The following is a 14,595-nucleotide window of genomic DNA, read 5'->3' as shown; positions in this document are numbered from 1 at the left end:
AGGGGGCATATTGCTGCACATCCGCATGCAGCTGAGACGGTTTCCCGACGCGACTCTTGTAGAAAATCTGACGTGCTCGTACGGTAATTCCCTCGGTTGCCGTCCCCTCAGGAGCACCTGACGCATGAGCGAGAGCGCGTTCACCGCCCGGCCGCGGGCCGACCGGATGCGCGTGCTGGGCATCCTCAACGTCACCCCCGACTCGTTCAGCGACGGCGGGCGGTGGGACGGCCCGGGCGCCGCCGCCGCGCGGGGTGCCCGCCTGCGGGCCGAGGGGGCCGACCTCGTCGACGTCGGCGGGGAGTCCACCCGTCCTGGCGCCGGGCGGGTCCCCGCGGACGAGGAGCTGGCGCGGGTCGTGCCCGTGGTCGGGCTGCTCGCCGCTTCCGGGATCAGGACCAGCGTCGACACGACCCGGGCCCGGGTCGCCGAGGCGGCCCTGCGCGCCGGGGCCGTCGCCGTCAACGACGTCTCCGGCGGGCGGGCCGACCCCGCCATGTCCCGGGTCGTACGGGACGCGGGCTGCCCCTGGATCCTGATGCACTCGCGCGGCACCAGCGCCACCATGCGCCGACTGGCCGTGTACCACGACGTGGTGGGGCAGGTGGTGGACGAGCTCTCCCGGCGGGTGGACGCCGCGCTCGCCGCCGGGGTCCCCGCGGACGCCCTCGTCCTCGACCCCGGCCTCGGCTTCGCCAAGACGCCCGAGCACGACTGGCTGCTCCTCGCCCACCTCGACCGGCTCTGCGCCCTGGGCTTCCCTGTGCTCGTCGGGGCGTCGCGCAAGTCGTTCCTCGGCGCGCTGCTGGCCGGGCGGGACGGCAGGCCGCGCCCCGTCGCCCAGCGGGAGGACGCCACCACTGCCGTGACGGCCTATGCCGCGCTCGCCGGGGCCTGGGGCGTGCGGGTGCACGCGGTGCGCGCGGCCGTCGACGCGGCGCGCGCCGTGGCGGCCATCCGGGCCGCAGGCCCGCCGGACGCGCCCCGGCCGGCGGACGGCTGTCCGCCGGCCGGGACGCTCACCGCGCGATCATCGCCCGTACGGCCGAACTGACGCCGTCCGCACGTGCGGTGAGCGCGGCGACCGAGTCGGCCGCCGCACGCAGCCTGGCGCGCTCCCGCACGTCGCGCACCCCGGTGAGGTTGACCTCGACGTTGACGCGCGCGGTGGTGGCGGCGGCCCGCGCCGCGTCGGCGGCCGCGGCGACGTCGGTGATGACGTTGCGGTTGCCGACGGGTGCCAACTCCTCCGCCACGGAGATGAGTTCGTCGGCCGCGGCGATGACGGCCGCCGGGGGTCCCGCGGCGGCGAGCAGCGCGGCGGCGATGGTCGCGGAGCGCTCCGCCTTCTCCTCCTGCGTGGCGTGGGGCAGCCGGTAGGCGTCGGCCACCCCGCCGAAGGCCTCGGCGTCCAGCTCGGCCAGGCGGAGCGCCTCGTGCCGCAGGCGTTCCGCCCGGTCGAGCGCGCGCCGGACGGTGGCCGCGTGCTCCGCGTACTTCCCGCCCTCGGTGTAGCGGGCGACCATGGCGAGGAGTCCGGCCGCCTGGGCCGCGTGCAGCGCGGCGACCGCCCCGCCGCCGGGGGCCGGGACGCGGGCCGCGAGGTGGTCGAGATAGGCGCCGATCTTCTGGTCGCGCATGCGAGGTCCTGTTCTGACGGTGGGTTTTTGGGCCTGGGGCGGGGCGCTCACACCACGCGGCACGGGGGCTCCCTGCCTTCGAGGTACGCGCTGAGGTTGTCCAGCACGAGCCGTCCCATCGCCGTACGGGTCCCCATCGTGGCGCTGCCGAGGTGCGGCAGCAGGACGACGTTGTCCAACTGCCGCAGCTCCTCGGGGACATGCGGCTCGTCCTCGTACACGTCGAGCCCGGCGCCCGCGAGGGTGCCCGCGCGCAGTGCGGCGGCCAGCGCCCGCTGGTCGACCACCTCGCCGCGCGCCGTGTTGATGAGGAACGCGGTGGGCTTCATCGCCGCCAGGCCCTCGGCGCCGACGAGGTGGGTGTTCTCGGGGCCGCCGGGGACGTGCAGCGAGACGAAGTCCGCGGTGCGCAGCACCTCTCGGGCGCTCGCCAGCCGCCGGGCCCCGGGGATGCCGGGGTCGGCGGGCGGTCCTGCGTCGTAGTGGACGACGGACATGCCGAAGCCGAAGTGCGCGCGGTGCGCGACGGCCCGGCCGATCCGGCCCATGCCGAGGATGCCGAGGGTCGCGCCGGTGACGTCCGTGCCGAGCAGGTGGGTGGGCCGCCACCCCGTCCACCGGCCCGACCTGGCCTCGCGTTCGCCCTCCGCGGCCCGCCGCGCGGCCATGAGGATCAGCAGCATCGCCGTGTCGGCCGTGGTGTCGGTCAGCACGCCGGGGGTGTTGGTGACGGTGATGCCGTGCCGGCGGGCGGCCTCGGTGTCGATGTTGCTGAACCCGACCCCGAAGTTGCCGATGAAGCGGGTCCGTACGTCGGTGCCGAACAGGTCGGCCGACAGCCGGTCGGAGACGGTGGGCAGCAGGACGTCGGCCTCGCGCAGCGCCGCGCGCAGGCCCTCGGTGCCGAGCGGTTCGTCCGTCTCGTTCAGCCGGACGCCCGGGTAGCGCTCTGTGAGTTCGCTCTCCACGGCGGCGGGCCAGCGGCGGGTGACGACGACGACCGGGCGGGGCCCCGGGGTGCCGGGCGCACCGCTCACCCCGCCGCTCCCCCCGTCGCTCATCGCGCCGCTCATCGTGCCGCCGGGAGTGCGCCGCCCGTGGCTGCCAGCACGGCGGCCACCGTCTCCCCCATGCTGGACGGGTCGGGCGCCACGGTCACCCCGGCGCCGGTGAGGATCTCGACCTTCTCCTGCGCGGACTCGCCGACCGCCGAGACGATCGCCCCCGCGTGGCCCATGGTGCGGCCCTTGGGGGCGGCGAGGCCCGCGATGTACGCGACGACGGGCTTCGTCATCCGCTCCCGCACGAAGGCCGCGGCCTCGGCCTCCTGGGGTCCGCCGATCTCGCCGATCATGACGACGGCATCGGTGTCCTGGTCGTCCTCGAAGAGTTCGAGCACGTCTTTGAACGAGGACCCGTTGACCGGGTCGCCGCCGATGCCGACGGAGGTCGACACCCCGATGCCCAGGTCCTTGAGCTGCGCCGCCGCCTCGTAACCCAGCGTGCCGCTGCGGCCGACGACGCCGACCCTGCCGGGCAGGAAGACGTGCCCCGGCATGATGCCGAGCATGGCGCGCCCCGGGGTGATGGTCCCCGCGCAGTTGGGGCCGGTCAGCCGCATCCGGTCGGCGGCGCGGTAGCGCCGCATGTAGCGCTTGACGCGGATCATGTCCTGGGTCGGTATGCCGTCCGTGACGCACACGCAGTAGCGGATCCCGGCGTCCGCGGCCTCCATGACGGCGTCGGCGGCGAACGGCGGGGGCACGAAGACGATCGAGGCCGTGGCGCCGGTGGCGGCGACGGCGGCCTTGACCGTGTCGAACACGGGGCGGCCGAGCACCTCGGTGCCGCCGCGGCCCGGGGTGACGCCGCCGACGACGCGGGTGCCGTAGCGGATCATCTCCTCGGTGTGGAAGCGCCCGATGCGGCCGGTGATGCCCTGCACCAGGACGGGGGTCTCTTCGGTGAGCAGAATGGCCATGTCCGTCCTTACCTCAGCTCGCGGCGGGCGCCGGGACCCGGGCGACCGCCTCGGCGGCGGCCGCCTTCAGGGAGTCGGCGCTGTGGATCGGCAGACCGGACTCGCGCAGGATCCGCTGCCCCTCGTCGACATGCGTCCCGGCGAGCCTGACGACGACGGGCACCGGCACGTCGATCTCCTTGAAGGCGTCCACGATGCCCCGCGCCACCCAGTCGCAGCGGTTGATGCCCGCGAAGATGTTGACGAGGAGCACCTTGACGTTGTCGTCGCGCAGGACGGCGCGGAACGCCTTGAGCACCCGCTCGGGGGAGGCGCCGCCGCCGATGTCGAGGAAGTTGGCCGGCCGGCCGCCGGCGAGTTCGATCATGTCGAGCGTCGCCATCGCGAGGCCCGCGCCGTTGATCATGCAGCCGATGTCACCGTCGAGGCCGACGTAGGCGAGGCCGCGGTCGGCGGCGTGGCTCTCCCGCGCGTCCTCCTGGCTGCGGTCGCGCAGTTCGGAGATGTCGGGGTGGCGGAAGAGGGCGTTGTCGTCGAAGGACACCTTGGCGTCCAGGGCGACGAGCTCGCCCTCGGTGGTGACGGCGAGCGGGTTGATCTCCAGCAGGGTCGCGTCGAGTTCGCGAAACGCCCGGTAGGCCGAGAGGAAGACCCCGGCGGCACGGGCGATCTGCTCGGCGGGCAGGCCGAGCGCGAAGGCCAGCTCGCGGGCCTGGAACTCCAGGAAGCCCACGGCCTGTTCGATGGAGGCGCCGGTGAGCGAGCCGGGCCGCTCGGCGGCGATCTCCTCGATCTCGGTGCCGCCCTCGGCGGAGGCGACCACCTTGAGCCGCTCGGCGCCCCGGTCCAGCACGATCGCGAAGTAGAGCTCGCGCGCGATGTCGGTGGCCTCCTCGACGTAGACCCGGTAGACGGGCTTGCCCGCAGGGGCCGACTGGCGGGTGACGAGGCGCCGGCCGAACAGAGCGTCGGCGGCGTCGTACGCCTCGCGGTCCGACCTGCACAGCCGCACGCCGCCCGCCTCGCCGCGCCCGCCGGTGTGCACCTGGGCCTTCACCACCCAGGCGGCGCCGCCCAGTTCCCTGGTGCGGTAGGACGCCTGCTCGGGGCTGTAGGCGAGGCCGCCGCGCGGCACCGGGATGCCGAAGCGGGCGAGGATCTCCTTGGCCTGGTACTCGTGGATGTCCATGGCCGCCTCACGTCCTCTGCTTCGCGGTGGCCCTGATGGCCTCGTCCATCAGCAGGACGGTGCGCGCCATGCGCTCGGAGGCGGCGTCGATCATCCGCCCGTCGAGCGAGGCGGCGCCCCGGCCCTCGGCCTCGGCCTTGCGCAGCTCCTCGACGATGCGCCGTGCGCGCTCCACCTCGGCCTCGGGCGGGCTGAACACCTCGTTGGCCAGGGCCACCTGGCTGGGGTGGATGGCCCACTTGCCCTCGGCGCCGAGCGAGGCGGCGCGCAGCGCCCCGGCCCGGAAGCCGTCCGGGTCGGAGTAGTCGCCGAACGGGCCGTCGACGGCGCGCAGTCCGTAGGCGCGGCAGGCGACGATCATGCGGGAGAGCGCGAAGTGCCACTGGTCGCCCGGGTAGCCGGGGTTGAGCCCGCCGATGCTGACGGTCCTCGCCCGGTTGCTCGCGGCGTAGTCGGCGACGCCGAAGTGCAGGGCTTCGAGGCGGTCGCTGCCGGCCGCGATCGCCTCGACGTTGGCCATGCCGAGCGCCGTCTCGATGAGCGCTTCGAGGCCGACGCGGTTGCGGTGCCCGTGGGCCTGCTCGACCTGGTCGACGAGGGCCTCCACGCAGTACAGGTCGGCGGGCACGCCCACCTTGGGGACCAGCAGGGTGTGCACCCGGTCGCCTGCCTGCTCCATGACCTCGATGACGTCGCGGTACATGTACGGGGTGTCGAGGCCGTTGATCCGCACGGAGACGGTCTTGCCGCGTGCCGCCCAGTCGATGTCCCGCAGGGCGTCGATGACGTTCTCGCGCGCCTGCTCCTTCTCCGAGGGGGCGACGGCGTCCTCCAGGTCGAGGAAGACGTAGTCGGCTTCGCTGTCTGCGGCGTTCGCGATGAACGCCGGGTTGGATCCCGGCACCGCGAGTTCGCTGCGCTGGAGCCTGGGGACGCGGGTGGGGTTCAGGGTGTGGCTCATCGGGGGTCCTCCTCGATCGCTGTCGGATGCCGTACGGAGGGCTCGCTCACCCGCGGGCGGCGGTGAGTTCTGGGGCGAGGGGCGGGTGTGCGGCGCCGCCCTCTGCGGCCGGGCCCGCGCCGGCCGTCTCGCGGTAGTGGGCCTGGGCGGCCGCGACGCCCGACCCCGGTTCGACGCGGGCGCCCGCGTCGGCCAGGGCCATCTCGGCAGCGGCGAGGGCCGCCAGGCACATCACCTCGTTCAGGTCGCCGAGGTGGCCGATGCGGAAGACCTTCCCCGCGACCTTGGAGAGGCCGCCGCCGAACGAGGTGCGGTAGCGCTCGTAGCCGATGCGGACCACCTCGGCGCCGTCCACGCCCGCGGGGACGCGCACCGCGGAGACGGTGTCGGAGTGCCAGGTGGGCGCGGCGGCGCACAGGTCGAGCCCCCAGGCGGCGACGGCCTTGCGCACCCCTTCGGCGAGGCGGTGGTGGCGGGCGAAGACCTGCGGGAGCCCCTCGGCGAACAGCAGGTCGAGGGAGGCGCGCAGCCCGTGCAGCAGCGGGGTGGGCGGGGTGTAGGGGAAGAACCCGGCGTCGTTGGCCTTGATCTGGTCCTCGAAGCTGAAGTAGCAGCGCGCCATGGTCGAGGACTCGGCGGCTTCGAGCGCCTTGGGGCTGACGCTCAGCATGGACAGGCCCGCGGGGAGCATCAGCCCCTTCTGGGAGCCGGTCACCGCCAGGTCGACGCCCCACTCCTCCTGCCGGAAGTCGATGGAGGCGACGGAGGAGACGCCGTCGACGAACAGGAGCGCACCCGACCCGGTCTCGTCCATCGCGGCGCGGACGGCCGCCACGTCCGAAGTGACCCCGGTCGCCGTCTCGTTGTGGGTGACGAAGACCGCCTTCACTGACGGGTCGCCGGCCAGCAGCCGCCGGTACTCGCCGACCGGCACGCCCTCGCCCCACGCGGCGTCCACACACACCACGTCGAGCCCGAGGCGGCGCGCCATGTCGGCCCACAGGTGCGAGAACTGGCCGAAGCGTGACATCAGCACCCGGTCGCCGGGGCTGAGCGTGTTGGAGATGGCGGCCTCCCACGCGCCGGTGCCGGAGGAGGGGTAGAGGAGGACCCGCCCCGACTCGTTGGCGAAAACCCGCTTCAGGTCCTCGAACAGCGGCAGGGTCAACTCCGGGAAGTCGGGGGCCCGGTGGTCCTGCATCGGTACGTTCATGGCCCGGCGTACGGGCTCGGGGACGTTGGTCGGGCCGGGGATGAACAGATGGGTCGGGCCAGTACGCACGGCTTCGTCTCCAGGTCTGCCGGGTCGAGAGGGGGCCGCGCTCGGGCGGCGCACGACACCGGCGGTCGGAAGGGCACAGGGAGTCGTGGGGCGATCGTTCGGGGGGCCGGGGGCCGGATCGTGTCCGGTGGGGCGCACGGTGCGAACGGTGGGGCCGTGCCGTCGGCCGGGACCGGTCGGCCCGCCCCCTCGCAGGGGCGGGCCGCCGGGTCGTACGGGGGGTCGCGCCGGGCCTACCGGGAGGCGCCGGGGGCCGCGGTGTCGGCGCCGGCCGGGGTGCGGCCGGTCTCGCGGGCCCAGGCGGCCGTGGGCCGCAGGGAGCCGAAGGGGAAGAAGTGGACGGCCGTCAGCAGGCTGTCCGGGTCGTCGGCGCGCGCCTCTGCGATGCCGGCGAGGGTCTCCTGCGGGTAGTAGACGGGGGTGGTGGCCAGCTTGAGCACGCCGCCGCTCTGCTTGCGCAGGACCTTCAGGGAGGCCCCGACGCCGCAGGCGACCCCGTACTTGAGGAGGCGGACCGGGGAGGTCACCCCCGGCAGGCCGACGTGGACGGGGAGTTTGTTGCCGGCCCGCCGGATGCTCTGCTCCCAGTCGATGATCGGCCCGGGGGCGAAGCAGAACTGCGTGAGCAGGTAGACGTCGCTGCCGCTGTCGGCCGCGTACGCGTTCTTGCGGCGCAGCGCCTCGGCGAGGCCGCGCTCGCCGATGTCGCTGTTGCCCTCCGGGTGTCCCGCCACCCCGACGCGGTCGATGCCGTGCCGGGCGAGGATGCCGGAGCGCAGGACCTCCATCGAGTCGGTGACGGAGCCGCGCGGCGTGCCGAGCGAGCCGGCGATGACCAGCACCTCCCGCACGCCGGACTGCGCGAGCTGCCCGGCGATGGCGTCGAGTTCCGCGAGGTCGGCGACGTTGCGCGCGGCCAGGTGGGGCACGGGGCGCATGCCCTGGGCGATGATCGCCTCGGCCGCGGCGAGGGTGTCGGCGAAGGGGGTGTCGGGCAGGAAGGTCGTGTACACCCGGGTTCCGGGCGGCAGGACCTCGGCGAGCACGCCGGGTTCTTTGCGAACCTCACGCGGCGTGACTTCGAGGCTGAAGTCGGTCATGAGCGAGGAGACGGCCGCGGAAACGGCGGCTGCGTCACGGTGTTCGGCTGCCACGGAAGGGTCTCCCAGGGGCCGGGCGTGGAGCGGAGTCGCCGCGTCGCGGGGTCAGGCGCGTCACTGCGGTCGGACTCGCGGCGGCGACGGAACCGATCGCCCACCACAATCCTGACGCGTACGTACTATTTTTTCAATACCCTGCGTGCGGGAAAATCCCAGCTGATTCGAAAGCTGCATAGGCTCTGAGCTTGGGATTTGATCGATCGTCACGGATATATTTCTTACGTGAGCGTTAGATTTACACTCCGGCGGCCCACACCTCGTGGCAGAGCGGCGCGCCCATCCAGAGGAGGAGTTCCGCCGGATGCGCGGCGTCCCAGACCGCGAGGTCGGCCGGGGCGCCGGGAGCGAGCGTCCCGGTGCCGTCCGCAAGCGCGAGCGCACGCGCCGCGGTCGAGGTGATGCCGTGCAGCGCCTCGGGCAGCTCCAACCCGAAGAGGGAGACGCCGAGATGGGCGGCGGCCCGGGGGTCGGCGAGCGGCGAGGTGCCGGGGTTGCAGCCGGTGGAGACCGCCATCGGCACCCCGTGGGTGCGCAGCAGGCCGACCGGGGGGCGCCGGTCGTCGGCGCCGGGACCGAGCGCGGCCCCCGGCAGGAGCACGGCGGTGGTGCCCGCGCGGCCGATCGCCGTGACCGCGATGTCGTCGGTGTGGACGAGGTGCGCGGCCGCCTTCGCGTAGAAGGCGGGCGCGAGCGCGCCGCCCGCGCTGTCGCTGAGGCGGTCGGCCGACAGCCGGGTGGGGACCTTCCTGCGGTAGGCGGTCTCCAGGATGGTGCTCGCGTCCTCCATGGAGATGCCGTCGGCGTCCTCGCAGTAGACCTCGACGAAGTCGGGCACCCCCGACTCGATGGCGGCGGGCAGGAGTTCGTCGCACACCCGCAGGACGTACTCCTCCCGGTCGGCGCCCGCCGGATAGGCGTGGCCCGCCAGCAGCGTGATCAGCGTGCGGACGGGCAGGGCGGCGCGGAGCCGCTCCGCGATCCGCAGCAGCCGCAGCTCGGCGCCGGGTTCGAGCCCGTAGCCCGTCTTCACCTCCAGCGTGGTGACGCCCTGGCGGACCAGCCAGCGGGCCCGGCGCAGGGCCGCGGCGAGGATGTCGTCCTCGGACGCCTCCCAGGTCGCGGCGACGGTGCGGTGCACGCCGCCGCCCGCAGGCACCGGCTCGCCGCGCGCGGCGGCACCGAACTCCTCGCGGCGGTCGCCGGCGAACAGCAGATGGGTGTGGCACTCGACGAGGCCGGGGGTGACCAGCCGGCCGCCCGCCGAGTACGGCTCGGCCGACGCCCAGGCGCGCGGCAGCTCGCCGCGCGGCCCGACCCAGGCGACGCGGCCCCCGTCGAGGACGAGGGCCGCGTCGTGGATCAGACCGTAACCGGCGCCGTCAGCGCCGCTCGGGTTTCCGGTGGCGGATGCCATGGTGGCGACCTCGGCGTCCACGACGGCCAGGGCTGGGGACATGGTGAACTCCTCTGCCGGCGCCCGATCACCGCTCCCCCGGGCTCCCCGGGGACGGCAGCGCCTTCGCGAACGGGTTGGCGGCCGTGAGCCTGACGGCCCCGTGGGAGCAGGTGTGCCCCGCCGCCGGTTTCGGGGACTGTGCAGAGGGAGGCGGCGCCGGGGCCCGGCCGAGGCCGACCGCGGTGAAGGCCGTGGTGAAGACCTTCGCCATCGGACCGCCGCATCCGAGGCAGACCAGTTCGAGCGAGTCGGCCTCGTCGACGGCCGCCCGCACCTCGCGGACGGCGCCGCAGTCGGCACACCGGTAGTCGTAGCGCGGCATCGCCGCCCCCTCTCCTGTCGCGGTGGGCGGCCGCTCAGGCCGCGGCACCCGTGAGGTGCTCCTTGACCAGGGCCACGGCCGCGTTGGCGTCGGAGCCGTACCGCGTGCCCATCTGCTCGGCGTTGCCCCGGTTGATCGCGGCCCCGCCGGTCATCAGGAGGTACTTGTCGCGCGCGCCCTGCTTGGCGAGGAGTTCGACGGTCTTCTCCACGTAGACGGTGGAGGAGTTGGTCATCACCGACATGCCGATGGCGACGGCGCCGTTGTCCTCTGCGGCCTGCACGAACTGCTCGGGCTTGACGTTCTTGCCCAGGTCGATGACCTTGAAGCCGTTGGCCTTGAGCATCAGGCAGACCAGGTTCTTGCCGATGTCCTGGGTGTTGCCGCGCACCAGGCCGACGACGACGGTGCCGGTGGGCCCGTCGGCGGAGCCGGTCGCCTCAAGCAGCGGCGTCAGGATCGGCATGGCCTTGTCCATGGTCTTGGCCGCCTTGAGCATGTCGGTCACGAAGCGCTCGTTGCGCTCGTACATGTCGCCGACGATCTTCATGCCGAGCGACAGGCCCTCGAAGACGACCTCCTGGGGGCTCATGCCGCGTTCGAGGCCGATCTTGGTCCACTCGATGGCCTTGTCGCCGTCGTAGTCCATGATGGCCTCGACGAGCTTCTCGTTGACCTCGTCGGTGCTCCCCTCGGGCGCGGCCTGCCGGGACTTGCCCGCGGCCACCGCGTCGTCGGACTCCGTGGTGTTGGCGCGGGTCGAGGCGTGCTTGGGGTGGCCCGGCAGGTACACCTCCGAGAGGTCGCCGAGCGCCTGGACGTCCATGGGGTACTTGATGGAGGCGCAGGTGTCGATCATCGCGTGCAGGTTCTCCTCCGGCACGGTCCAGTCGATGTCGCAGCCCGGCATGCAGACGAAGCCGCCGTTGTAGCCGACCTCGGCCGCCAGCTTCTTCACCTCGGCGGCGACCTCGTCGGGCGTGCCGTGCATGAGCGTGGAGAACGGGCTGAGGGTGCCCATCAGCGAGATCTCCCCGCCGATCACCCGCTTCGCGTGGTCCATGCCCGGATACATGTCGCCGTTGAAGTTTGCGCAGCCGTTGTCGGCGATGTCCCGCCAGATCGGCTGGGTGAAGGTGCAGGTGTGGGTGAACGCCGGTGCCCCGAAGGTCTCCTTGATGTACTGGAAGAGGCGCTTCTGGTAGGGCAGGCCGAACTCCCGGTAGACCTCGGGCGGCAGGATGTCGCTTGAGCAGAACGGGTCCAGGATGTTGCACGCGTCGAGGCCCGCCTCGTACATGTTCCGGCAGACGTTCTTCACGACGTCCAGGGCCAGTTCGATGACCTCCTTCGCATAGTCCGGATCCTCCGAGATGTACGTGAGGAACTCGCTCGAACCGGTCATCAGCTGCGCCGTGGTGATCGGACCGCCGACCGGTGTGACGAGCGCGCGCGTCGACTTCACGCCCGCGTCCACATACGTGCGCGCCTCGCGGCGCAGCTCGGGCAGCCGGCCCCAGTCGTCGTTGAAGCCGGTCCTGCCGTAGGACTCCTTGAACCGGTGGAACGTCTCCCGGTCCGGCGTCGGGTGCTTCACCAACGACGGCTGGGCGTACGGCAGATAGTCGAGCTCGCAGCCGGTCACGCACTCCACGGGGGTGAACAGGTCGGTGCCGACGACCATCACGTCGCCGCCGAACTTCTCCACCGCCTTCATCTTCGCGTGCGCCTGGGCCTCTCCGTCGCGCAGCGCCTTGTCGACGGTGATCCCGCCCTCGCGGATACCGCGGGTCATCAGCAGCGGCACGACCGGTACCTGATCCGGCAGCTCCGACATCGTCACAGCCGCGAAGATCCGCTCCCGGCCCGTCATCTGATCGGGCATGACCTTTCCTTCCCTTCGTGCGGCCGGCCCGGTACCGCCACCGGGCCGCCGCCTGTGAATGCGCCGGCCCCGCATCGGTCACGGATGTCCGCTCGCCCGCAGAAGGTGACGTGAACGGCATGTCCCAGTGCTGCGGGTGGCACCCGCTTCCGGGATCGCGGAGGTCCGAGCAGCATGCTCCGCCCTCCACCGCACCATTCATGACGTGGGGCGAAGGGGAGGGTCCGGCGCCAGGCAGCAGGCCGTGCGCTCCCCTTCATGCCGGCGAGACCCTCATAGGTTCGCCCATGGGAATCCTCACGTCCGCGGGTGATTTTGGCAATAGTCCTTACAGGACTCTCTCCAGCCGCCCCTCCTGCGGGACACGGGGAGGGCGACCCGCGGTCGGGCGGCGGCCTCCATACCTCTGGCCCACGTAAGAAATCACCGGAGAGCCACCGCCGCAACCGGCGGAACACACGGCACAGGACGTCGGTAACTCAGCTGGTACACAGCATTCTTACGGTCTTTTTCCCATGCGGCACTGCTGGACATCTCCAGGAAACAATCGTACGCTCACGGAAGATATACCGCTCCCGGGATGCCCTGCCTCGGACCGCGGCACGGCAGAGCGGCAGCTCCACGGCGACGCACATGCCAGGTAAGCGAGGTGACGGTGGTGACGTCCAGCACAGCGCTCATACACGCAGATCAGGTGCCCGTCGCGGGCGGACGCGGGGCCGCACCGCCGCCCACGGCGCCCCCGGGCACACTGAGCGCGCTGCGTACCGACGCGTACGCCGCCCTGCACGATCTGGACGCCGCCGCGAAGGGGCGCGCCAGCATCGTCAGGTCGTGCTCGGAGATGGAGGGGCTCTCGGAGTCCGACCGGGAGTCGCTGAAGTACCTCCTGCGCTCCCTCACCGAGCAGCGCAAGCGGCTGCGCGCGCTGCGCCGGCTGTGGCAGAGCCTCGACGACTTCGAACGCCCCTCCGCCGACCTGGTGGAGGCCACCCAGCTCTGTATGCGGGAGAGCAGCGAACTCGCCTCCGCACTCGACCCGTGGCGGCTGCGGACCATCGGCCAGGTCGCGCGGTCCGTCTCCACGACCTGGACCCTGCTGGCCGGCGCCGCCGACAAGTTCCGCGACCCCGCGCCCGCCGCGGGGCACGCCGATGCCGCCGGCACCCCGGCCGCCGGGGAAGCGGCGGCCACGGAAGCGCGGGGCGACGCCCCCCGACGGCCACAGGAGACACCGTGACGTCCACTCACCGCTCCGCCATCGACACCGGCCTCGCCGAGGCCGATCCGGAGACCGCTGCCGCCATCGAGGCCGAACTGCGCAGGCAGCGCGGCACGTTGGAGATGATCGCGTCGGAGAACTTCGCGCCCCTCGCGGTCCTCCAGGCGCAGGGCTCCGTCCTGACCAACAAGTACGCCGAGGGCTACCCGGGCAAGCGCTACTACGGCGGCTGCGAACACGTCGACGTGATCGAGCAGTTGGCGATCGACCGGGCGAAGGCGCTGTTCGGCGCCGAGCACGCCAACGTCCAGCCGCACTCCGGCGCGCAGGCCAACGCCGCCGCCATGGCAGCGCTGCTCACCCCGGGCGACACCCTCCTCGGCCTCGACCTCGCCCACGGCGGCCACCTCACCCACGGGATGCGGATCAACTTCTCCGGAAAGCTGTACAACGTGGTCGCGTACCACGTCGACAAGGAGTCGGGGCGCGTCGACATGGCGGAGGTCGAACGGCTGGCGCGCGAGCACCGGCCGAAGCTGATCGTCGCCGGGTGGTCCGCCTACCCGCGCCACCTGGACTTCCCTGCCTTCCGCCGGATCGCCGACGCCACCGGCGCGCGGCTGCTGGTCGACATGGCGCACTTCGCCGGGCTCGTCGCGGCGGGCCTGCACCCGAACCCCGTGCCGTACGCGGACGTCGTCACCACCACCACGCACAAGACACTCGGCGGGCCGCGGGGCGGGCTGATCCTGTGCGGCGCGGGGCTGGCCAGGAAGGTCGACTCCGCGGTCTTCCCCGGCCAGCAGGGCGGGCCGCTCGCCCATGTCGTCGCGGCGAAGGCCGTGGCCCTGTCGCTCGCGGGCCGCGCCGAGTTCGCGCAGCGCCAGCGGCTGGTGCTCGAAGGGGCCGGGATACTGGCCGAGCGCCTCGGCCGCGCCGACTGCCGCGAGCACGGGGCGCGCGTGCTGACCGGGGGCACCGACGTGCACCTGGTCCTGGTCGACCTGGTGGAGTCGCGCCTGGACGGCAGGCAGGCCGAGGACCGGCTGCACTCCGTGGGCATCACCGTCAACCGCAACGCCGTGCCCTTCGACCCGCGCCCGCCCATGGTCACGTCGGGGCTGCGGATCGGCACGCCCGCCCTGGCCGCCCGCGGCTTCACCGCCGTGGACTTCGCCGAGGCCGCCGACATCGTCGCCGAGGCGCTCGTACCCGACCTGGACGGCGCCGCGCTCGATCGGCTGCGGGCCCGGGCCGCCGCGCTCGCCGACCGCCGCCCCCTCTACCCGTCGCTGGGCGCCGACCTGGGCGCCGACCGGCCGTGAGCACCCGTCCGCCGGGCGCCGAGCGGCCGTGAGCCCGTGGCCCGCCGCGCTCACTCGGCGGCGGACTCGGCTGTCAGGGCGCGCAGTTCGCGGGAGAGGTGGGGTTCGGTGGGCTGTGGCCTGTTGTCGTCCCAGGTGAGGTGGAGGATGGTGGCCGAGTCGAGCTGCCGCT

13 protein-coding genes are annotated in these 14,595 nt (G+C 73.0%); 3 read left to right on the top strand and 10 right to left on the bottom strand.

Annotated features, from left to right (window positions below; translation table 11 throughout):
• Nucleotides 1-124 precede the first annotated feature (124 nt).
• The gene (folP, locus tag AB0910_RS19265) at nt 125-1,054 is read left to right on the top strand and encodes a dihydropteroate synthase (RefSeq protein ID WP_366745819.1); all 930 of its coding nucleotides are present in this window, start codon (nt 125-127) and stop codon (nt 1,052-1,054) included.
• Here the strand turns inward: folP and AB0910_RS19260 are convergent.
• The 10 genes from AB0910_RS19260 to AB0910_RS19215 all read right to left on the bottom strand — a co-directional run bounded on the left by AB0910_RS19260 (nt 1,020) and on the right by AB0910_RS19215 (nt 11,876).
• Nucleotides 1,020-1,640 carry a cyclodeaminase/cyclohydrolase family protein gene (locus AB0910_RS19260; protein WP_366745818.1) on the bottom strand — a complete coding sequence of 207 codons (621 nt, stop codon included), beginning with the start codon at nt 1,638-1,640 and terminating at the stop codon, nt 1,020-1,022. The two genes, folP and AB0910_RS19260, sit on opposite strands and share 35 nt — an antisense overlap.
• Before the next feature lie 47 nt (nt 1,641-1,687).
• Entirely contained in the window at nt 1,688-2,701 is a 1,014-nt protein-coding gene (locus tag AB0910_RS19255) for a D-glycerate dehydrogenase (RefSeq protein ID WP_366745817.1), read from the bottom strand.
• An 8-nt stretch (nt 2,702-2,709) separates the two neighbouring features.
• Nucleotides 2,710-3,621 carry a succinate--CoA ligase subunit alpha gene (gene sucD, locus AB0910_RS19250; RefSeq protein WP_366745816.1) on the bottom strand — a complete coding sequence of 304 codons (912 nt, stop codon included), beginning with the start codon at nt 3,619-3,621 and terminating at the stop codon, nt 2,710-2,712.
• 13 nt (nt 3,622-3,634) lie between these two features.
• Nucleotides 3,635-4,810, bottom strand: coding sequence for a malate--CoA ligase subunit beta (locus tag AB0910_RS19245; RefSeq protein ID WP_366745815.1), 1,176 nt, complete (start codon nt 4,808-4,810; stop codon nt 3,635-3,637).
• A gap of 7 nt (nt 4,811-4,817) precedes the next feature.
• Nucleotides 4,818-5,771 carry a CoA ester lyase gene (locus AB0910_RS19240; RefSeq protein WP_366745814.1) on the bottom strand — a complete coding sequence of 318 codons (954 nt, stop codon included), beginning with the start codon at nt 5,769-5,771 and terminating at the stop codon, nt 4,818-4,820.
• A 46-nt stretch (nt 5,772-5,817) separates the two neighbouring features.
• On the bottom strand, nt 5,818-7,053 hold the full coding sequence (locus tag AB0910_RS19235) for an aminotransferase class V-fold PLP-dependent enzyme (protein ID WP_366745813.1): 1,236 nt from the start codon (nt 7,051-7,053) through the stop codon (nt 5,818-5,820).
• 233 nt (nt 7,054-7,286) lie between these two features.
• Entirely contained in the window at nt 7,287-8,207 is a 921-nt protein-coding gene (locus AB0910_RS19230; protein WP_366745812.1) for a methylenetetrahydrofolate reductase, read from the bottom strand.
• A 241-nt stretch (nt 8,208-8,448) separates the two neighbouring features.
• A complete protein-coding gene (gene hutI / locus AB0910_RS19225; RefSeq protein ID WP_366745811.1) occupies nt 8,449-9,669 on the bottom strand; it encodes an imidazolonepropionase in 1,221 nt (406 codons plus the stop codon).
• A gap of 25 nt (nt 9,670-9,694) precedes the next feature.
• Nucleotides 9,695-9,991: a zinc ribbon domain-containing protein gene (locus AB0910_RS19220; RefSeq protein ID WP_366745810.1), complete on the bottom strand. Its 297-nt coding sequence runs from the start codon at nt 9,989-9,991 to the stop codon at nt 9,695-9,697.
• Nucleotides 9,992-10,025: 34 nt separating this feature from the next.
• A complete protein-coding gene (locus AB0910_RS19215) occupies nt 10,026-11,876 on the bottom strand; it encodes an MtaA/CmuA family methyltransferase (protein ID WP_366745809.1) in 1,851 nt (616 codons plus the stop codon).
• Nucleotides 11,877-12,534: 658 nt separating this feature from the next.
• Here AB0910_RS19215 and AB0910_RS19210 point away from each other — a divergent pair.
• Complete coding sequence (locus tag AB0910_RS19210) at nt 12,535-13,116, top strand: hypothetical protein (protein WP_366745808.1); 582 nt, start codon at nt 12,535-12,537, stop codon at nt 13,114-13,116.
• A complete protein-coding gene (glyA, locus tag AB0910_RS19205; RefSeq protein ID WP_366745807.1) occupies nt 13,113-14,423 on the top strand; it encodes a serine hydroxymethyltransferase in 1,311 nt (436 codons plus the stop codon). The genes AB0910_RS19210 and glyA overlap by 4 nt, the downstream gene beginning before the upstream one ends.
• The last annotated feature ends 172 nt before the right edge of the window (nt 14,424-14,595 follow it).

The sequence above is a fragment of the Streptomyces sp. NPDC047002 genome (assembly GCF_040704505.1).
GTDB lineage: Bacteria > Actinomycetota > Actinomycetes > Streptomycetales > Streptomycetaceae > Streptomyces.
This window is presented reverse-complemented; position numbering and strand designations above follow the sequence as displayed.